20 protein-coding genes are annotated in these 19,209 nt (G+C 71.2%); 7 read left to right on the top strand and 13 right to left on the bottom strand.

What is annotated here, in order from left to right:
* Positions 1-166 precede the first annotated feature (166 nt).
* Both AC3WRT_RS09395 and AC3WRT_RS09390 read right to left on the bottom strand, forming a co-directional pair.
* Positions 167-1,060, bottom strand: coding sequence for an NAD(P)H-hydrate dehydratase (locus AC3WRT_RS09395; protein ID WP_492721211.1), 894 nt, complete (start codon positions 1,058-1,060; stop codon positions 167-169).
* A 1-nt stretch (position 1,061) separates the two neighbouring features.
* A complete protein-coding gene (locus AC3WRT_RS09390) occupies positions 1,062-1,862 on the bottom strand; it encodes a histidine phosphatase family protein (protein ID WP_492721210.1) in 801 nt (266 codons plus the stop codon).
* 197 nt (positions 1,863-2,059) lie between these two features.
* Between AC3WRT_RS09390 and AC3WRT_RS09385 the strand changes: the two genes are divergently transcribed.
* Genes AC3WRT_RS09385 through AC3WRT_RS09375 form a run of 3 tightly spaced genes read left to right on the top strand, consistent with a single transcriptional unit; the run spans position 2,060 to position 5,284 of the window.
* Positions 2,060-3,430 (top strand): extracellular solute-binding protein, encoded by a 1,371-nt coding sequence (locus AC3WRT_RS09385; protein ID WP_492721209.1) that lies wholly within the window; start codon positions 2,060-2,062, stop codon positions 3,428-3,430.
* Positions 3,423-4,352, top strand: a complete 930-nt coding sequence (locus tag AC3WRT_RS09380; protein WP_492721208.1) for a carbohydrate ABC transporter permease — start codon at positions 3,423-3,425, stop codon at positions 4,350-4,352. Before AC3WRT_RS09385 ends, AC3WRT_RS09380 begins: the two co-directional genes overlap by 8 nt.
* On the top strand, positions 4,349-5,284 hold the full coding sequence (locus AC3WRT_RS09375) for a carbohydrate ABC transporter permease (RefSeq protein ID WP_492721207.1): 936 nt from the start codon (positions 4,349-4,351) through the stop codon (positions 5,282-5,284). Before AC3WRT_RS09380 ends, AC3WRT_RS09375 begins: the two co-directional genes overlap by 4 nt.
* 109 nt (positions 5,285-5,393) lie before the next feature.
* Here the strand turns inward: AC3WRT_RS09375 and AC3WRT_RS09370 are convergent, their stop codons facing one another.
* From AC3WRT_RS09370 to AC3WRT_RS09345, 6 genes are all read right to left on the bottom strand, one after another.
* On the bottom strand, positions 5,394-5,888 hold the full coding sequence (locus AC3WRT_RS09370) for a DUF4383 domain-containing protein (RefSeq protein WP_492721206.1): 495 nt from the start codon (positions 5,886-5,888) through the stop codon (positions 5,394-5,396).
* Between the two features lie 107 nt (positions 5,889-5,995).
* Positions 5,996-6,751, bottom strand: a complete 756-nt coding sequence (locus AC3WRT_RS09365) for a DUF3618 domain-containing protein (protein ID WP_492721205.1) — start codon at positions 6,749-6,751, stop codon at positions 5,996-5,998.
* Positions 6,748-7,353 carry a phage holin family protein gene (locus tag AC3WRT_RS09360; RefSeq protein WP_492721204.1) on the bottom strand — a complete coding sequence of 202 codons (606 nt, stop codon included), beginning with the start codon at positions 7,351-7,353 and terminating at the stop codon, positions 6,748-6,750. The genes AC3WRT_RS09365 and AC3WRT_RS09360 overlap by 4 nt, the downstream gene beginning before the upstream one ends.
* On the bottom strand, positions 7,353-8,210 hold the full coding sequence (locus AC3WRT_RS09355; protein ID WP_492721203.1) for a hypothetical protein: 858 nt from the start codon (positions 8,208-8,210) through the stop codon (positions 7,353-7,355). Before AC3WRT_RS09355 ends, AC3WRT_RS09360 begins: the two co-directional genes overlap by 1 nt.
* A 192-nt stretch (positions 8,211-8,402) precedes the next feature.
* The gene (locus AC3WRT_RS09350; protein WP_492721202.1) at positions 8,403-9,455 is read right to left on the bottom strand and encodes a glycosyltransferase family 2 protein; all 1,053 of its coding nucleotides are present in this window, start codon (positions 9,453-9,455) and stop codon (positions 8,403-8,405) included.
* A 65-nt stretch (positions 9,456-9,520) separates the two neighbouring features.
* Positions 9,521-10,582, bottom strand: a complete 1,062-nt coding sequence (locus tag AC3WRT_RS09345) for an NAD-dependent epimerase/dehydratase family protein (protein ID WP_492721201.1) — start codon at positions 10,580-10,582, stop codon at positions 9,521-9,523.
* A 108-nt stretch (positions 10,583-10,690) separates the two neighbouring features.
* On the opposite strand from AC3WRT_RS09345, the gene AC3WRT_RS09340 reads away from it, so the two are divergent.
* Positions 10,691-11,485: an SDR family oxidoreductase gene (locus AC3WRT_RS09340; protein WP_492721200.1), complete on the top strand. Its 795-nt coding sequence runs from the start codon at positions 10,691-10,693 to the stop codon at positions 11,483-11,485.
* Positions 11,486-11,519: 34 nt separating this feature from the next.
* Here the strand turns inward: AC3WRT_RS09340 and AC3WRT_RS09335 are convergent, their stop codons facing one another.
* Positions 11,520-13,148, bottom strand: coding sequence for a RecQ family ATP-dependent DNA helicase (locus tag AC3WRT_RS09335; protein WP_492721408.1), 1,629 nt, complete (start codon positions 13,146-13,148; stop codon positions 11,520-11,522).
* Positions 13,149-13,164: 16 nt separating this feature from the next.
* Complete coding sequence (locus AC3WRT_RS09330; RefSeq protein WP_492721199.1) at positions 13,165-14,064, bottom strand: SDR family NAD(P)-dependent oxidoreductase; 900 nt, start codon at positions 14,062-14,064, stop codon at positions 13,165-13,167.
* A 179-nt stretch (positions 14,065-14,243) separates the two neighbouring features.
* Here AC3WRT_RS09330 and AC3WRT_RS09325 point away from each other — a divergent pair, with 179 nt between their 5' ends.
* Positions 14,244-14,741, top strand: coding sequence for a hemerythrin domain-containing protein (locus AC3WRT_RS09325; RefSeq protein ID WP_492721198.1), 498 nt, complete (start codon positions 14,244-14,246; stop codon positions 14,739-14,741).
* Between the two features lie 54 nt (positions 14,742-14,795).
* Positions 14,796-15,386 (top strand): DUF2231 domain-containing protein, encoded by a 591-nt coding sequence (locus tag AC3WRT_RS09320; protein ID WP_492721197.1) that lies wholly within the window; start codon positions 14,796-14,798, stop codon positions 15,384-15,386.
* A 37-nt stretch (positions 15,387-15,423) separates the two neighbouring features.
* Here the strand turns inward: AC3WRT_RS09320 and AC3WRT_RS09315 are convergent, their stop codons facing one another.
* On the bottom strand, positions 15,424-16,104 hold the full coding sequence (locus AC3WRT_RS09315) for a GPR1/FUN34/YaaH family transporter (protein ID WP_492721196.1): 681 nt from the start codon (positions 16,102-16,104) through the stop codon (positions 15,424-15,426).
* Positions 16,105-16,869: 765 nt separating this feature from the next.
* Positions 16,870-17,301: an Hsp20/alpha crystallin family protein gene (locus tag AC3WRT_RS09310; protein ID WP_492721195.1), complete on the bottom strand. Its 432-nt coding sequence runs from the start codon at positions 17,299-17,301 to the stop codon at positions 16,870-16,872.
* A 143-nt stretch (positions 17,302-17,444) separates the two neighbouring features.
* On the opposite strand from AC3WRT_RS09310, the gene AC3WRT_RS09305 reads away from it, so the two are divergent.
* Entirely contained in the window at positions 17,445-17,735 is a 291-nt protein-coding gene (locus AC3WRT_RS09305; RefSeq protein ID WP_492721194.1) for a MerR family transcriptional regulator, read from the top strand.
* A 7-nt stretch (positions 17,736-17,742) separates the two neighbouring features.
* Here the strand turns inward: AC3WRT_RS09305 and AC3WRT_RS09300 are convergent, their stop codons facing one another.
* Positions 17,743-19,095 carry a cytochrome P450 gene (locus AC3WRT_RS09300; protein WP_492721193.1) on the bottom strand — a complete coding sequence of 451 codons (1,353 nt, stop codon included), beginning with the start codon at positions 19,093-19,095 and terminating at the stop codon, positions 17,743-17,745.
* Positions 19,096-19,209: the final 114 nt, after the last annotated feature.

The following is a 19,209-nucleotide window of genomic DNA, read 5'->3' as shown; positions in this document are numbered from 1 at the left end:
CAAGGCAAACCCTTCGCGGGCTGGGCGTCCCCTCGTCGCTTGAAGGTGCCGTCCATGACTCCGAAGACCGACCGGTGGGAGGTCGCGGAGCCACGCGCCCGTACGTTTCCGACCGTACACCAGCGGGTAGTCGAGGCCCGGTCAGCAGCGCCGGACGCGCTCGGAGTCAGCCTTCGGAGCCTCCGCCGTCGAGCTGGGCGAGCCGGACGGGGATCGCGCGCATCACGTCGCGGGCGAGGAAGCCCGGCGACTCCTCCTCGAGCCGTCGACCGGCGTCGCCGTGACCCCAGGCGCCCCACGCTGCGGCTCGTTCGGGCGCCGTCCCGCGTGACATGAGACCGGCGACGGCTCCCGCCTTGACGTCCCCGGAACCAGCCGTGGCCAGGCCCGCGGCGCCGCCGTCGTAGTACCAGCACTCGCCCGACGGCGTCACGACGTAGCTGACCTCCGCTCCGCTGAGCACGGCGGCGCCGGTGCTCTCGGCGATCCGTCGAGCGGCCCCCAGCTGGTCCTGCTTGACGTCCTCCTCCTCGAGCTCGAGCATCGCCGCGGCCTCGGTGACGTTGGGCGTCAGCAGCACCCTCCCGGCGAGGTGGCGCACCCCGTCGAGGTTCCGGGTGAGGTATGCCGTACCGAGAGCATCCAGAACCAGCGCGGTGTCCAGACGCGGCACCACCTGCGAGAGGAAGAGGTCGGCGCACTCCGGGTCTCGTAGCCCAGGGCCCATGAGCACCACGTCGGCAGCCTCGGCCAGCTCCACCACGCGGTCGGCGCCCGCCACGGCCAGCTCTCCGCTGTGCAGCGCGGGCAGGCCCTCGACGAGCGCCTCCGGAAGCGCGACAGCCAGCGACCCAGCGGTGTCCATGACCGTCGCGACCTGCACCTTGCCTGCGCCGACCCGCAGGGCCGTCTCGGCGGCGAGCAGCACGGCACCGGGCGTCTGCCGCGCCCCACCGACGACGAGCACCGTCCCGCGCTCCGACTTGTCACCGTTCGTTGAGGGCAGCGACCACGACTGCAGCAGCTCGACGTCGATCACCCTGGCTGTCTCTCGTCCCACGTCAGTGCGTCCTCTCGTCGGCTCGGGCTCCGCCCACCCCGACCGAGGGCTCGGGTTCGGGTGCGACCTCGCGGGTCTGCTCGACGTCGGCGGCTTCGAGGTGGCCGGTGTCGGCGAAGGAGATGAGCTCCAGGCCACCGGGCCGTCGGCGATAGCGGGTGACGGAGCAGTTGGGCAGGGGCACGTCGCGGTCGAGCTCGAGCAACGTCCGCTCGTCGAGTCCCTCGAGAGCCAGGCGGAAGCTCATGATCACCGCCTGGTGGGTGAAGACCCACACGCGGCGCCCCTCGTACCGCTGCGAGACGTCGGCCAGCACGTGGCGGACCCGCAGCGCGACGTCGGTCCAGCTCTCACCCCCGGGCGGCCGGTAGTAGAACTTGCCGAGCCGCGCCCGGCGCTCCGCCTCAGCGGGGTGGTGCTCGCGGATGCCGGCCCCGGTCAGGCCGTCGAAGATCCCGAGGTCGCGCTCGCGCAGGCGCTCGTCCCACGCAGGGTCCAAGCCGACAGCGGACGCGACGATGCGCGCGGTGCTCGCGGCGCGCGCGTACGGCGAGCTGAGGACGAACTCCGGGCGGCAGCGCTCCTCGGCGGTCGCCACACGCCGGGCCAGCGCCTGCGCCTGCTGCTCCCCCCGCTCGGACAGGGGCGTGTCGGGGTCGCGGGTGTCGAGGTCCAGCCGTCCGGCCCCGCGTCGTCGGGCCTCGGCGTCGGCGAGGTTGCCCACGCTCTCGCCGTGCCGGACCAGGACGAGCTCCTCGACGTCGTCGCGCTGCCGCCGGTCGACGATGCTCGACTCCGCCATCAGGACTCCTCCTCCGCACTCTTCACACCGTGCTGTTACCCACGCCCGTGACCCCCGGAACGCCCGTGCTCGTGCTCACCGGCGGGGTGCAGCGGGAGAAGCGTTTCTCCCGAGAACCGTTTCTCCCGCGGCTGGCCCGGGTACTTCTCGTCTGAAGCGGTGCATTTCGATCACCGAGAAGCAGAAGAGAGGCGACGATGCGATCCAGGTTCATGGTCATAGCGGCTTCGGCCGCGCTGCTGGCGGGTTGCGCCGGCGTCGGGGGTTCGGGCGGCGACTCGGGCGGAGGCGCGGGGACAGCGGGGACCGCGGGGACCGCACCGAGCGGCACGCTGAAGATCATGGGCTTCGGGGGCGAGGACGAGGTCGGGCAGGCCCGGGTGGCGGCCTTCAAGCAGGCCTACGGCAGCGTCACCGTCAGCAACGCCAAGGGCGACTTCGACGCCCAGCAGTTCCTGACGGCCCTAGCGAGCGGCAACCCGCCGGACCTCGTCTACATGGACCGCAACCTCATCGGCACCTACGCCAAGAAAGGCGCGATCCTCCCCCTCGAGGACTGCATCTCGAAGCAGCAGATCGACACCTCTCAGTACCGCGAGGCCGCCATGCGGTCGGTGACCCTCGACAACAAGGTCTACGGCATACCGGAGTTCTACGTCGTCACGACGAACCTCGTCGACACCACGTCGCTCAAGGACGCCGGCGTCGCGACCAGCGACATCCAGACCAAGGACTGGAGCGCCCTGAAGGCCACCACGGCCAAGCTCTTCAAGAAGAACGGCAACAAGCTCGAGCGCATCGGCTTCGACCCCAAGCTGCCCGAGTACTTCCCGCTCTGGGCCACCGCGAACGGCGCGACGATCATCAAGGAGGACGGCTCGCCGAACCTCAACGACCCCAAGGCGGTCGAGGCGCTCACCTACGCCATCGGCCTCATCGACGACCAGGGCGGCTGGACGGCCTTCAAGTCCTTCCGGGACTCCTTCGACATCTTCGGTGAGAAGAACCCCCTCTCGGCGGGCGCCGTCGCCGCCTTCCCGATGGAGAACTGGTACATCAACGTCCTGCGCGACTTCATCGGCAGCGGTCTGCAGCTCGACAGCACCCCCTTCACCGACCACGACGGCAAGCCGGTCAGCATGGTCGGCGGCAGTGCCTGGGCCATCCCGAAGGGCTCGAAGAACCCGACGGCCGCCTGCGCCTGGGCCAAGACGATGACCGACAAGGACACCTGGATGAAGGCGGCCGACGCCCGCATCGCGAAGGTGAAGAAGGACAAGAGCTTCTTCACCGGGCTGTTCACGGCCAACAAGCCGGCCGACGAGGCGATCCGGACGAAGTACCTCACCAACGTCCCGGACCCCGGCTTCAAGCGAGCCATCGACAACCTCTACGCGACGCTCGACTCGGCCGTGGCGCTCAACCCGTCGCCGGCCGGCGCCGAGATCGACGCCGCCTGGCGCAGCGCCGTGACGCGCGCGCTCGGTGGCCAGTCCCCGCAGCAGGCGCTGGACCAGGCGCAGAAGGAGGCGGAGGCGGCCTTCACCAAGGCCAACGGCAATGGCTGAACGGGTCCGGACCCGGCCCGGACGGCTCGAGCGGCGTGAGGCCCGCGCGGCCTACGTGTTCATCGCGCCCTGGATCATCGGTTTCCTCGTCTTCACGGCGGGGCCGATGGTCGTCAGCCTCTGGCTGTCGTTCACGGACTACTCCCTCGTGGAGCCGGGCCACGCCGTCGGGATGGCGAACTACCGGGAGCTCTTCGATGACCCACGCATCGGCAAGTCGCTGGCCAACACGTTCACGTATGCCGCGCTGTTCGTCCCGATCGGCACGGTCGTCGCGCTGGGGCTCGCCATGCTGCTCCACCGCGTCGGCCGGGCCGCCGGCTTCTTCCGCACCGTCTTCTACCTGCCGGTCATGACCCCGGCGGTCGCGGCCGGCGCGATGTTCCTCCTGCTGCTCAACGGACAGCGCGGCCTGGTCAACCAGGTGCTCGGCTGGTTCGGCGTCACGGGGCCGAACTGGACGACCGACCCGGCGTGGCTCAAGCCGTCGCTCGCCCTCGTCAGCCTCTGGACGGTGGGCGGCAGCATCATCATCTACCTCGCGGCCCTCAACAACGTCCCCCGCCAGCTCTACGAGGCGGCGCTGCTCGACGGCGCGGGCCCGGTGCGCCGCTTCGTGAGCGTGACGCTCCCGATGATCTCCGGGGCGCTGTTCTTCACGATCATCACGCACACGATCGCGGCCATGCAGATGTTCGACCAGGCGTACACCATGTTCTACGGGCCGCAGCAGAAGTCGACGGCGTCCGACGAGTCCCTCGTCTACATGGTCTACCTGTTCCAGAACGCCTTCGAGTTCTTCAAGATGGGCTTCGCCTCCGCCATGGCGTGGCTGCTCTTCCTCATCATCCTCGTCATCACGATCGTCCAGGTGAGGATCGGCAACCGCTTCGTCTACTACGAAGGAGAGTCGACCCGATGAGCGTCGACACCAGGCACGTACCACCAGCCGCGGAGCCACCCGCCGAGTCGGACTCCCCTGCCGCCCTGCGCTCCCCGAGCCCGGTCGGCAGTGTCGAGCGACGCCGCCTCGGACCGGCGTCGCTGCTGCGGTGGCTGCTGCTGCTCGTGGCCAGCGTGGCCTTCACGTATCCGCTGATCTGGCTCGTCAGCGCGTCCCTGAAGCCGAAGTCCCAGGTGTTCGACAACCGTCTGGTGCCCGAGACGGTGCAGTGGTCCAACTTCGTCGAGGTCTGGAACGCCGGGCCGGTGCTGCGATGGCTGATGAACTCCGGCGTCGTCTCGCTGATGGCGGCCCTCGCCGTCACGTTCTCGAGCGCCCTGGTCGCCTTTGGCTTCGCCTACTTCCGTTTCCGCCTGCGCGGTCCGCTCTTCGGCCTCGTGCTCGCCACGATGATGCTTCCGGGGGCGGTCACGATGATCCCGGTCTACCTGATCTGGCACCAGCTGGGCCTCATCGACACCCAGGTGCCGCTGTGGGCCAACAACCTCTTCGGCTCGGCGTTCTACATCTTCCTGATGCGCCAGTTCTTCCTCGGCATCCCGCGTGAGCTCTTCGAGGCGGCCCGCATCGATGGCTGCAGCCACCTCGGGATGTTCCGGCGGATCGCGCTGCCGCTCTGCCGGCCGGCGCTCATCATCGTCTTCATCTTCGAGCTGCAGGCGAGCTGGTCCGACCTGCTCAAGCCGCTCATCTACCTGCAGACCGAGGAGTACTTCACGATGCCCCGCGGGCTCAAGCAGATCGTCGACGGCTTCGCCCTCTCCGGCGAGTACCACTGGGAGATCGCGATGGCCGCGACCCTGGTCGCCACGGTGCCGATGATCGTCGTCTTCGCCTTTGCCCAGCGCTACTTCCTCGAGGGCCTGGCCACCACCGCCCGGCAGGGCTGAGGGTTCACGCCTCTCCCGGCCACGGGATCCGACGTCGAAGGCCCCGACCGCTGGGCGGTCGGGGCCTTCACGGCTGTCCGGTGCGGTGTCGCACCGTTTGGCGTGGGGATCAGTGGGTGCCGCGGCGCCCGGCGACGTTGGCGTCGTGCCCGACGACGTTGTCGGCAACGCGGCGCCCGAGAATGACACCGAGCCCGATCATGCCGAGGCCGAGCAGGAAGTGCAGCCAGTTGTCCGCGGTGTTGACCGGGACGAAGTTGGCGCTGGAGTCCTTGTCGATGACGAGGCCGTAGAGCCACAGGACGAGGTAGATGACCCCGCCGCCGATGAGGTAGCTGCGGGAGGCGTTCCAGCTGCGGGCGGCCGCCATACCGGCGACGCCGAAGAGCAGGTGGACGATGTTGTGCAGGATCGACACCTGGAAGATGCCGAGCAGCTTGGCGTCGGAGTGGTGGCCGGCGAAGGTCAGGTCACTGAAGTTGGACGTCACGCCGGGGATGAAGCCCGCGACGCCGACGAGCAGGAACACGATCCCGACGACCATGGCGGCCTTCTGAAGCGCGGTGCGCGTACGTCCGTCGGTGTGCGAGGTGTTGCTTGCCATGTGAGTTGCCTCTCTGTTGCGATGGTCGACCGGCGCCGGCCGGCTGCGGGGGGTCGAGCAACGGTGTCGCTCGACCCTCCGCGTCGGCGTGCCGCCGGACGGGCGGGTCAGCCCTGCGACTGGCTCTTGACGGTGTCGGCCGAGTCCGTCGCGCTGTCACGCACGTCGCTCACGGCTTGCTGACCCTGCTGCTTGACGTCGTCGGCGGCCGACGTCGCGGTCTCCTTGACCGACTGGACGGCCTCCTGGGCCGGCTCCTTGAGGTGCTCGGCCGACTCGCTGGCGGCGTCCTTGACGACGCCCTGTGCCTGCTGGACGACGGGCTCCGCCTTGTCCTTGAGGGTCTGGGACAGGTCGCGCTCCTTCTGCGAGGCGGGCAGCAGCGATCCGACCAGCCACCCCGCTCCCAGAGCGATGAGGCCAGCGGCCAGGGGGTTGCCCTGCGCCTTTCGCTGGACGGTCTGACCAGCCTGCTGGACGGTCTGGCCCGCCTGCGAGGCGGCGTCGCCGACGCTGCCCTGCACGCTGTGGGCCATGTCGGAGGTGCGGTCGCCCACGCTGTGGGCCACGTCCGAGGTGCGGTCACCCGCGTCGGACGCGGTGCCCATGACACGGTCGCGCAGCGCGGCCGCCCGGCCCTTGACCTTGTCGGCCTGCCGGTGCGCCACGTGGCTGGGGCTGACCGACTCACCGAGCGCGTTGACGTTACGGCTCAGGTCCTCGCGGGTGCGCTCGATGTCGGCCCGGATGGCCTCCGGGTCGTTCGTCGACGGTCCCGTGGTGGTGGACTGTCCGACGGTCCCCGGCGTCGTGGTCGGGTACCCCGCCATGGGGTCGTTGCTGGTCGGATAGTTCGTGGTCATCGCGTCTCCTCGTTTCCCTTGAGCGCATCCGGGACCCGCTTGGCGGTCTCCGTCGTGCGCGGCAGTCCCTGGATCTCTTTCATGTCGCGGCGGCCGCGGGCGGCCAGGACGGCGGCGATGATCGCCCACACGACCATGACGATGACGGCGGCCCACCCTCGGCTGTCGAGAGCGCTGGAGAGCCACTCCCACACCGCGATCGAGAGGAACAGCAACGCCATCCAGCCCGCGAGGGCGGCGCCTCCGAACTCTCCGGCGGCCTTGCCGGCCCGCGTCGCGGACTGGCGGGCCTCGGCCTTGGCCAGCTCGACCTCCTGCCGGAGCAGGGTGCTGAGATCCTGGCTGATGTCCTTGATGAGCTCGCCGATGGACGCGTTCTCGGCCCTCTCGTGCGAGGTCTCGCCCAAGCCGCTGTCCGCGTAGGACGCGGCGTACTCGGTGCCGTATGCCGTGTCGGCGCCGTACGCCGTCTCCGCGCCCTGCGCGGGCGTGCCGGTGACGGCGGGGTCGGCGCCGGCATACGGACCCGCTGAGCCGGCGCCCATGGCGGTGGACCCGCCCGGCACGTCGCGGCCGGTCCCGCCTTCTGGCCAGGTGCTCATCAGCGCACCCCGCCCTGGCCTTCGGTGAAGCCCTCGTCGATCGTCTCGTCGACCACCCCACCGGTCATCGAGGTCACCCCGTGGGTGTCGCTGTCGCGCACGCCCACCGTGTAGGGCTCGCTGCGCACGGGGGACACTGCGGGTGAAACCGCTGCGGCTGTGGGCAGCCCGGTCCCCGCCGTGCCGACATCGTGGTAGCCGCCGGTGCCGGCAGACGCCTGCCCGCCGGTCGACCCGCCGGAGGCGCTCGAGCTGCCGGAGCCGCCCGAGCCGCCACCCAGTCCGCGCGTCAAGCGCCCGCCGAGGACGCCGATCGCCGCAGCACCGAGCAGGAAGGCCCCGGGCCTGCGGCGCGCGAGCGACCGCAGCTCCTCGAGCATGTCGCCGGGCTGGCGGTTCTCGATCCAGCTCGCGGCGGAGCCGACCCGGTCGGCCGCCTGGCCTGCCAGGTCACTGGCGACGCCCTGCTGCTCCGAGCTGGATGCCATCTGGCGCAGGTCGTCGGCCAGCGAGCGGAGTCCGCTCGCGGCGCGCTGGCCCTGTGACGACGCCTGGTCGTCGAGCTCCCCGCGCAGCTGCCCGAAGAGCTGGCGCAGTTGCGTCGAGGCCTCGGACACGACGTCCTTGGCGCCGGAGGCGGCGGTTCCGGCCACCTGGCGCCCGCTGTCGGCGGCATCGGACGCCACCGACTTGGCCTCCGTGCCCACCGTGGCGCCCACGCCGCTGCCCCCACCTTCGCTCGTCCCCTGTGTCTGGAACGTCGAACCGGCTGGCGAGCCGCCGGGCTCGGTCGCGGGCGACGTGGTGCCGACGGTCAGGTCGTCCGGCACGGTCGTCTCGTACGGTCCTTCGGTCATGGTCTGGTTCCCTTCCGTGGTTGCAGGCCGGGCGAGCCCCGTTCTCGAGCTCCCCGTCCGAGCAGGTGTTGCTGGTAGTCCCGGTACCCACCGCGCCCGCGCTCCAAGCACGTTCGAGCGGTATGGGTGGAAGCCGTCCACATCGGGTATGACGCCCGGATCACCTCTGTCCGGAAAGCCGTGCAGCGCTGGTCACCGCGTGGCGAGCGTGCGCCGCAGCGCCGCTGCCGAGTGCGCGGCTAGGCGAAGGCGCCGGTCGTGGTAGCGCACTCCCCCGGCGAGACGGTTCGCCACAGCGAGCCACACGCACACCCCTCGTTCGAGCACCCACACCGGTGCCCAGAGAGGGACGGTCGGGGGCACCCGCCCGGCCCCCACGCGGCGTCGTCCGCGCGCCGCGAGGAGGACGACCGCGGCCCCGAGCGCCGCGAGTCCTCGAGGGTCGCGACTGCCCACCACTGCGACGGCGGGGAGGATGGCGAGCTCCGCGAGCAGCCTTGCCGGCTGGGCGAGGTCGTCGTACGCCTGCCGGACCCGCTGGGACCAGAACTGCTCGACGCTCGGCGGCCTGCGCCACACCGTGACGTCGTCCAGGGCGAGGGTCCGGCCACCGGCAGCCTCGACGGTCCGCCAGAGCTCGAGGTTCTCGAAGAGCACATCAGCGCTCCAGCCGCCGCAGGCGATGACGGTGGCCCGACGCAGTGCGAAGGTGCCCGGCCAGTCCGTCGCCAGGGCGACGTTGAGCAGCGTGCGAGCCCCGTCCCAGCGGGCCTGCCAGGGCCACGCGTCGAAGACGTTGACCGGTCGCACGAGGTCCGCCCCGTCGAGGGCCGCCACGAGGCGCTCCAGGGAGTCGGGCGTGTGCCGGACGTCGTCGTCGGCCAGCACGACCTTGTCGTGGCGTGAGGCATGGATGCCGGTCACTGCCCCTACGACCTTGCCGTTGAGCCACCGGTCCGACGTGGCGGTCCCCTCATGGGTCGGCTCCTCGCCCGCCGGCGGCGCGAGCACCTCGTCGCGCGGTACCAGCATCCGTACGAAGTTGCCCCAGGCCCGCTCGTGTTCTCGCCGAACGGGCTCCGGGCTCCCGTCCACGACGGTGATGCCGGCGACGGTCCTGCGCAGCCCCGCGAGGTAGGCGGTCATCTCCTCGACCTGGTAGACCTCCGCCGGGCCGCCGGACCACTTGAGCGGGATCACCACCTCGACGTCGATCAGGCCGGGTCGAAGTTCTGCCGTGGTCACAGCCGACACGTTCCCTCCGACGTGCCGCCGAAACGACGTGTGCGCCAGGCCTGCTGGCGAGCCGGTCAGGTGAGCCGCCGCCTGGCCACGCTGCCGCCCATGACCGCACGTCGTATGCCGTCGAGGACCCGCCGCGGACGCAGCGCCGCGGTGTCGGTCCCGGCACCCACGGTCATGCCGGCGAGCAGCTCGTGCAGCACCTCGTGCGCGTCCCGCCGCGGATGCCAGCCGAGCAGCTCCCTGGCTCGGCTGGTGTCCACCCAGGGGGCCTGCAGTGCCATGTCGACCCAGCCCGGGTCAAGCGGGCTGAGGTGGGCGCGCCAGGCGGCCGCGACGGCGGCACGCGTCAGCTCCCGTGGCACGCGAACCTGTTTGGCGTGCAAGGCCTTTGCGATGTCGTCGGAACCCAGTACCGGCTCGGCCGCGACGTTGAATGCCCCGGCCGCGCGTCGTTCCAGGACACGGAGCACGACGTCGGCCACGTCGTCCGCGTGCACCAGCTGGATGCCGAAGCGCTCGTCGACGGGCACGAGGCGCAGCAGGTCCAGCGCGCGCCCGGGCAGGAGCGACGGCGTGCCGCACCGGAGCATGGGTCCGGCTGCCCGAAACTGCCCGACGAGACACGGGCGCACCACGCTCACCCGGTCCCGGGCGCGTGCCGCCCAGGCCGCTGTCGCGAGCAGTCGCTCGGCCTCGACCTTCAGCTGGCTGTAGGTCGCTCCGGGTATGCCCTCGCGCGCCCAGTCCTCACGCACCAGGGTGCTCGACCGTCGCGGGGAGTAGGCCGCGACGGAGGACAGGTGCACCAGCCGGGTGTCGTCCGTCGCCAGCACGGCCGAGGCGACCCGGTCCAGGATCCCCACCGAGGCCCGGTGCAGGTAGTCGCTCCTGCGCATCGGCTGGAACGCCCAGGCGAGGTTCACCACGGCGTCTGCCTCACCGACGAGGCGGCGCAGCTCGGGCACGCAGGCGCCGTCGGACAGGTCGAGGCTGCTCCACGAGACGCCCGGTGTGGGCGCGGTCGGGGGCCGTCGGGCGGTCCCGTGGACCTGGTGACCCCTGCCCTCGGCCGCTCTCAGGACGGCGCTGCCGATGTTTCCCGTGGCGCCGGTGACGACGATCCTCATGTCCACCTCCAGGACTGCGTGCGTGCTCTCGGGTTACCCATCTGCGACAGGTCCACCGGCCGCGGATCGGGTAAAGGCCGGTCACACCTCGACGAAGGAGACCTGACCATGTCCGGAACACTCCCCCGCATCGCCGTCGTCACCGGAGCCGACTCCGGCATCGGTCGGGCGACCGCCCTGCTGCTCGCATCGGAGGGCTTCGACATCGGGCTCACGGTCCACGAGGACGAGGAGGGCGCCCGGCGCACGGCAGCAGAGGTCCAGGAACGCGGGCAGCGTTGTGCCGTCGAGCCGTTCGAGGCGAGCTCCTCGGCGGCGGGCGAGACCGTCGACCGGCTCGCGGACGAGCTGGGCGGCATCGGCGTCCTGGTCAACGTGGCCGGGACCGGGCACTCCACGCCGGCTCTCGAGCTCGACCTCGCGACGTGGAACGAGGTGCTCGCGACGGATCTCACCGGGCCCTTCCTCAGCGCCCGTGCCGCCGCGCGCCGGATGGTGGCCGGCGGGCAGGGTGGGCGCATCATCAACGTCACCAGCGTGCACGAGCACGTCCCCCGGGTCGGGTCGGCGGCCTACTGCTCCGCCAAGGCCGGCCTCGGCATGCTGACGCAGGTGCTGGCCCTCGAGCTCGGCGAGCACGGCATCACCGTCAACGCCGTCGCACCGGGCGAGATCGCGACGGAGATGACCGGCATGGCCGAGCAGGACGCATACGGCACCGACCGCCCCGGCAACCCGCTCGGCCGGCCGGGGCACGTCAACGAGGTGGCCTCTGTCATCGGCTTCCTCGCCTCACCGCGGGCGTCGTACGTCACCGGCGCCTCGTATGCCGTCGACGGCGGCCTGATGCTCATGGCCGCCCACGGGCACGACACGGCCGACCCGAGCTGGCGTCAGGCCTGAGGGGCCTCCTGGGCCCCGGCGTCACCGCGGCCCGTCACGGCGCGGGCGCCGGGTGCAGCAGGTCGTTGTCCTCGACGGCCTCGATCGACAGGGTGCGGTAGCCGACCTCGTCGAACAGCACCGTCAGCCGGTCCTCCTCGACTGCCATGACGACCCCGTCGCCCCACTGCTCGTGGCTGACCGCGTCGTTGAGGCTGAAGGCCCCGCCCTGCAGGGGACGGCTGTGCGCGGTGCCCGCCTCGCACGTGTCGCAGTTGCCGCACGGCTGCCCGAGGTGCTCCCCGAAGTAGCCGAGCAGGAACTGGCGCCGGCAGCCGGTGGTGTCGGCGTAGCCGCCCACCATCTCCACTCGAGAGCGGATCAGCTGCTGGTGCGCCTCCGCCCGTCGCACGGCCTCGGTGACGGCGTCCTCGGTGTCGACGTCCTTGATGTGTTCGACCCTGCCCCGGGCGGAGGTCCGTACCGCCCCCACCTGCTCGAGGAGGTTGAGCGCGCGGGTGCAGCTGGCGCGCGAGGCGTCGACGGAGTCCACCAGCTCGGAGACGCGCACCGACCGGGCCGACCGGCGCAACGTCCGTGACACCTCACGCAGCACCTCTTCGGGGGCTCGCACCGCCGTGAGGAAGGTCTGCAGGTGCAGGTCCTCCGTGCGGTGGAAGAGCTCCGTGACGGCGGGCAGGCCGTCGCGCCCGGCGCGCCCGATCTGCTGGTAGTACGAGTCGATCGAGTCCGGGGTGGCCGCATGGACCACGAAGCGGATGTCCGGTTTGTCGATCCCCATACCGAACGCCGAGGTGGCGACCACCACGTCGACGTCGCCGTCACGGAAGGCCCGGTGCACGGCGTCCCGGCGATCGGCGCGCAGCCCCGCGTGGTAGGCCATGCAGGAGACTTCGCGATCGGCGAGCTCGCCCGCGATCCGGTCGGCCTCAGCGCGGCTCGAGGTGTAGACCAGACCCGCCCCGCCTGCTCCTGCCGACGCTGCTTCGGCGAGCAGGTCGGTGACGCGGGAGACGACAGCCTGGCGGCGGGAGTCCGCATCGGCGGTCCTCGTGACCGCGAGGCTGAGGTTGGGTCGGTCGAAGCTCGTCAGGATCTCCTTGACGTCACGCAGCCCCAGGCGGGCGACGATGTCGTCACGCACCGGCGGGGCCGCGGTGGCCGTGAGCGCCACGACAGGCGGGTGCCCGAGCCGCTCGAGCACGGGCGACAGTCGCAGGTAGTCGGGCCGGAAGTCGTGTCCCCAGGACGACACGCAGTGCGCCTCGTCGATGACGAACAGGCCGATCCCCACCGACCGGAGCCGTTCGACGACGTCGTCGTGGGCGAGCTGCTCCGGCGCCAGGAAGACGTAGCGCGCCTGGCCGTCCTCGACCGCGTCCCAGGCCTGCTCCCGCTCCCCGGGCGACTGCGTCGAGTTGACGACCACCGCGGGCGGGGCCCCCGCCTCCTGCAGCGCCTCGACCTGGTCCTGCTGCAGGGCGAGCAGCGGCGAGACGACGAGTGCCGGCCCGTCGACCACCAGCGCCGGCACCTGGTAGATGGCCGACTTCCCTGCGCCGGTGGGCAGCACGGCCAGCACGTCGTGCCCGCCGAGAAGGTGCTCCATCGCCTCCAGCTGGTACGCGTGAAGCTCCTGCCAGCCGAACGTCTCGCGCGCCAGGCGCTGCAGCGTGTCCCTACTGCTGCTGGTCGGCTGGGTCCCGCTCAGGGTCCTTCTCCTTGCTCATCTGGGCGTGCGTGGCGGCCTTGACCTTCTCGGGCATCCCCTTGAGCAGGCCTGCCTGGACCTTGTTGCGCCACGAGTGCGCGACCACGTGGTCGTCGCCGCGCAGCATCGCCTCGACACCGTCGCGGGCGACGTCTGCCGGGTCGTCCTTGTGCATGTCGTCGACGACGGTGTCCTCCATGCCGGCGCGCGAGAAGAAGTCGGTGTCGGTGGGCCCGGGCATGAGGGCGGTCACGGTGACCCCGGTGTCGTCCAGCTCGTACCTGACCGCCTGGGCGAACGACAGCAGGAACGCCTTGGATGCGGCATACGTCGCGTACCACGGTCCCGGCATGGTGGCGGCGATGGACGAGGTGACGAGCACCGCTCCCTGACCCCTTCGGACCATGTCGGGCAGCAGCCGCTTGGCCGCGTGGACCACTGACGTCACGTTGAGGGCGACGAGTCGCAGGTCGTCCTCGAGCGGGGTGTCGACGAACGGGCCGGACACGGCCACCCCCGCGTTGAGCACGAGCACGTCGATCGGCTTGCCGAGGGCCTGGACCTCGGTGACGAGCTGCTCGACGCCCTCCGCGGTCGCCAGGTCGGCGCGCACCTGGACCACGACGTGTCGCCCCGCCTCGGCCAGCGTGGCCATCGCGTCGTCGAGGCCCTCGTCCTCGGCGCAGACCACGAGGTCGTGCCCGCGGCGGGCGAGCTCGGCGGCGATGTGCAGCCCGATCCCGCTGGAGGCCCCGGTCACGACGGCCAGGGGCGGCCTGCTGTCGGCTTCCGCGCTCGTGATCCTCTCGATGTTCTCGGTGCTCTCGGTGCTCCCGGTCGCGGCAGGGTGCGCGCTGGTGTCGCTCATCGTCGGTCCTTCCAGGCGGTGGGACCCCGCCCGTACCCAGAAGGCCCGGGCGTCAACGGCGCCCGCAGCGGCCGCGCCGATGACCGCCGCGGCCCGGCTGGGTACGAGTGACGCGACCCGTCGCCGCCGACCGGTCGACCGACGTCTCCAGCCCTACACGTCCCCAGGAAGGGAGTGCCATGTCGAAGGACGCCATCGTCCTGCTCAAGGAGGACCACCAGGAGGTCCGCAAGCAGTTCCGTGCCTTCCGCAAGCCCGGCCAGAGCCCGGTGCAGAAGCAGGGCATCGTCGACACGATCCTCGAGCTGCTCACCGTCCACACGTACATCGAGAACGAGGTGATGTACCCCCGCGTCCGGGAGCTGCTGCCGGACCTCGAGGACGACGTGCTCGAGTCCTACGAGGAGCACCACGTGGCCGACGTGCTGTGCCTCGAGCTCGCCATGATGGACGCCACCGACGAGCGGTTCGACGCCAAGACGACCGTGCTCATCGAGAACGTCGAGCACCACATGGAGGAGGAGGAGCAGGACTGGTTCCCGAAGGTCCGTGAGGGCCTCGGGCGCAAGCAGCTGCAGGAGCTCGGCGAGGAGCTGCTCCAGGCCCGGGAGCGCTCGCCCCGCCGCCCGGAGCAGCCGAGCTCCATGAAGAAGGCGATCGACGCCGTCATCTCCTGACTCGCCCAACCACCCGGGCGGAGTCAACACAGCAGCAGCGGGTACCTGTTGGCCATGGAACCCAACGAGCTCAGCGATCCGTCCGGGCCCAGCACGGCCGTCCGTCTCCTCGAGCGCCTCGTGGAGGACCGGTCCGGTCTGGACGGCGCAGCGAGCAGCCTCGACCCCGCCGCACGCGCGGCACGCGGAAGCGGGCTCTGGAGGCGCGTCGTCACCGGCGAGATCATGGGCCACGCGGCGCACCCGTTCCTGACGGACCTGCCCATCGGTTTCTTTGCCTCCTCCGCGCTGCTCGACCTGGTGGGCGGCGCAGGCTCCCAGGATGCGTCCCGGCGCCTCGTCGGCGCCGGGATCGCCTCGGCGCCCGCCGCCGCGCTCACTGGCCTGGCCGAGTTCGCCTCCCTGTCGCAGCGCCCGCGCCGGGTCGCGGCGACCCATGCCGCACTCAACGTGGCGTCCCTGGGGCTGTATGCGGCGTCCTGGGCGGTGCGACCACAGCGGCACCGCGTCGGAGTGGCGTTGGGCCTTGCGGGGCTGACCGTCAACGGGCTCTCGGCCTACCTCGGCGGTCACCTCGCCATCGGCGAGAAGGTCGGCACGGCAAGCATCCCCACGGGACCGGCCGAGGGCAGCGACTCCCCCTGAGCCCCCGCCGGCCGTCTGTCGGCCGGTTGCCCGCCGCCTACAGCTGTTTGCGGACGCCCGCCTCGTGGACGAGTGACTCGAGCTCGACGCGGGGTGAGCCGGTCATGGTGTCGGCTCCCGCTCCTCGTCGACCCACGGGCAGCACCGTCGCGTGCCGTACGTCCTCCAGCTCGAACGCGAGGGCGGCATACGCAGCCAGGAACCCGAGCACGACCCCGGTCCAGCCCGCCGCGGAGAGCCAGCCGGAGGAGCCGGTGAGCTGGCCGATGCCGGTCACGGCGAACCGGATGGCGCTGAGGCCCATGACGGCCATGCCGGCGAGCTTGCCGGTGGCAGCGACGGTGGGCACGAGCATCGCGACGGCGGAGCAGAGGAGCAGCACGCCGAGCCCCGGGGACGTCGAGGCCGGCGGCGAGCCGAGCATGGCGAAGCCGACCGCCGCCCACGTGCCGGCCAGCACTCCCATGCCCGTGCCGGCGACGGGATCGCGGGCGAGGAAGCCGAGGACGCAGGCGATCAGCTGCAGGGGCACGGTCAGTCCGAGAATGCCTGTTGCCACCACTCGCCCCTGGGTGGCCTCGAGGACGCCGATCTGCAGCATCGCGAGGGCGGTCGTGGCCACCATGAGCGCGAGGAAGCCGAGAGGCAGCGGGTTGCCGATGGGGCGTACGACGACGCGGGTTCCAACGTCCGGGTAGCCGTCTGGTTGTGCACTCATGCGACCAGTGCCCGGGGCGAGATGTCCTCGAGCGCGTCGCCGGCGGTCGCGGTGCACAGGCGCGTGGTGGCGTCGACGTGGGTGGTGGGGTCCTCGGTGAGCACGGACACCCCTTACCCGGCATACCAGCCGTGAGTCCCAAGGGCTCTGGGGCGGGTCTGGGTAAGCGCACGGATGGCACCGTGAGGCTTCGTGCGGTGTCGGCCATCGACAAGGAGCACGACATGAGCGGACACCTCCCACCCATCCCGGTCGGGGCGGCAGCCGGCGCACCCTGCGACTGCGCCAGCTGCCCGAGTGGGTGCACCTGTGAGGCATGCAGCTGCGAGAACTGCACCTGCCCTCGCTGCAGCCACTCGAGCTGAGGAACATGGGGACTCCCCGGGTGACCCCAGCGACCCGGGGAGTCGATGACGACAGTTCCTGCGACAACGATTCTGCTGCGGCTGTCCTCCTTTCGCTCAGCAGGACGAGGTCGGGTCGGGCTCGGAGGCGAGCGCTCCCGACGGGGCGCGTGCGACCTCGGTGACTGCTCGTGAAGCCTCGCCGGTGTCCGCCGACCCTGGCCGGTCAGCGACCGGCTCCGGCCGGCTGGGCCGGTCGCTGCTGGCGGCGCCGATGGCGGCCAGCCGGCCGCGATGATGGCCTCGAACTCTGCGTCGAGCAGCTCCGGGTCGGTGCACACCAGCTCGAGGAACTGGCTGTCGAGGTCGATGGCCAGCTCGTCGGGTGCGGGGACCGGAGTGTCCACGGTCGACTCCTGCGTCAGGCGGTGATGGCCTGCCGGTTCTGCTTATGGTGCGAGATCTCGATCTTGCGCGGCTTCGCCTTGTCGGCGACCGGGATCGTCAGCGAGAGCACACCGAAGTCGTAGCTCGCCTGGATCCGTTCAGTGTCGAGGCTCTCCCCCAGCACGAGCTGGCGGCTGAAGACTCCTCTGGGCCGCTCGGCAGCGATGAGGTCGGCATCGCTCGCCCGGGTCGGGCGTTCGGCCTTGACCGTGACGACGTTCCGCTCGACGTCCAGGTCGATGGTGGACGGGTCCACCCCCGGAAGGTCGAGCTCGACGTGGAACGTGTCCCCTTCCCGCCAGGCGTCCATCGGCATGGCCGACGGCCGGGCTAGGGTGCCGTTCGCCCCCAGAGCCAGCTGGGCGACTCGGTCGAGCTCACGGAAGGGGTCGGTGCGCATCAGCATCGTCTTCACCTCCATCGCGTTTCTGGATGCTCCACGGTGGCCACGACCGCACCTCACGATCTGTGGCATGCGCTATAGATTTTTTGTAGCACTCATGAAAGTGTCGTGCAAGAGGTCCACCGCGACCGAGAGGACCGAGCGACATGACCGACGAGCGGCACCCCGATGCAGACCGAGGCCTCTACGGCATCACCATCGCCGCGGAGCTCGTCGGCATGGAAGCTCAGAGCCTGCGTCTCTACGAGTCACGGGGGCTGCTCACGCCTGACCGCACGAGCGGAGGCACCCGGCGCTACAGCCCCAACGACCTGACGCGGCTGCGCCGGATCGCCGAACTCATCGCGCGGGGGGTCAACCTCACCGGCGTCCGCCTGCTACTCGATTTGCAGGACGAGAACCACCGGCTGCGCGGACTGCTCCGCGACCGCGGCTGAGCCGCGGCTAGGCCCCGGACTCGCGCGAGCCGCCGGACTCACCGGCGTCACCGGCGTCGCCGGCGTTGGCGTCGTCGGCGTCGTCGGGGTCGTCGATGGCGATGACGACGCCCGACCGGGGCAGGGCAGGCACCCGCCCCCACGACCACCCCAGGTCCTGACCGTGCGCGAGGTGGCCCTCGAACTGCGCGAGACGGGCGCACGTCAGCGCCAGCAGCCCGTTCGCGACCAGCTCCCCGGGACAGCGGTGGCCTTCTTCGGGCCGGCCCCCTCCGTGCGGGACGAACGGCGGGCTCCACTCCGCCCCGGTCCCGAGGAAGCGCTCAGGGTCGAAGGCGTTGGGCCGGTCCCACTCCTGGGGGTCGTGGTTCGTGGCCATGATGTCGAGCACCACCCGCTGCCCGGCCGAGATGGGGCACTGCTCGAACTCCGTATCGGTGGTCGCCACCGCCGCGAGCGCCGGGACGAAGGGGTAGACGCGCCGCACCTCGTGGGCGAAGGCGGTGGCCAGCGGACCGTTGATCGCGCTCCCCCGCTCGGCGACCTCCTCGGCCAGCCGCCGGCGCCACTGCGGGGAGTCGGCCAGGGCCAGGGCGCCGAAGGCGGCGAAGCGGGCGACTGCCACCGTCGGACGCAGCACGTTGAGCAGCTCCACCCCTGCGGTATGGGCGTCGAGCAGCTCGCCGTCCGGTCCCCGGTGCGCCGCCACCCGGGCCAGCACGGAGTCCTCCGGCGGGGTGCGACGCCCGGCCCTCGTCTCCTCCACCAGACGCGACGCCCACCGGTCGCAGACGATCCGACGACGCCAGGCCCCGACATACGGCATACCGGGTGTGGCGAAGCCGTCGACGATGAGCGCGAGGTCCTCGGCGCGCCGGGCCTCGACGTCGGGGGTGGCCTCGATGCCGGCCCAGCGGATGACCGCGCGACCGTACACCTCGGTCGTCGTGGGAAAGACCACGCCACCACCGCGCTGGCGCCACGACTGCAGCGCGTCGACGAGCAGGTCGTCCGCAAGCTCGAGCAGCGACGTCAGCCGGGCGGGGTCCATCAAGGCGTCGACGAACAGGTCCTTGCGGTTGCGGTGCTCCTCGCCGTCCAGGCCGTGCACGGCGCCGCGACCGAAGAGCGGACGGGCGATCGCCTGCGGCATCGCCCCCTCCCGACGCATCCGTGAGGAGTCGTAGAACAGCTCCACGCCCTCGGACCCGCCGACGACCGTCGCGGGCCGGCCGAGCAGGCGCACCTTGGCGGCATACCGGGGGCGGACGGCTGCTTCAGCGGCGTCACGCTGTCGACGGGCACGAGCGGTGAAGACGTAGCCCTGGCGCACCAGGTCGACCGTCTGGTCGAACCACATGAGGACCTCCCTAGTCGGCTCAGCACTCCTCTACCCGGTGACCGCTGGGCCAAATCTGCCCTGCGGAGTCGCACGGGCCGCACCTACGGGAGAGTGACGGGCCGCGGGCTGGGT

Source organism: Terrabacter sp. FW104-15G4B, from assembly GCF_058790095.1.
The sequence above is the reverse complement of the archived record's forward strand: the minus strand, read 5'-3'. Positions and strand labels throughout refer to the sequence as shown.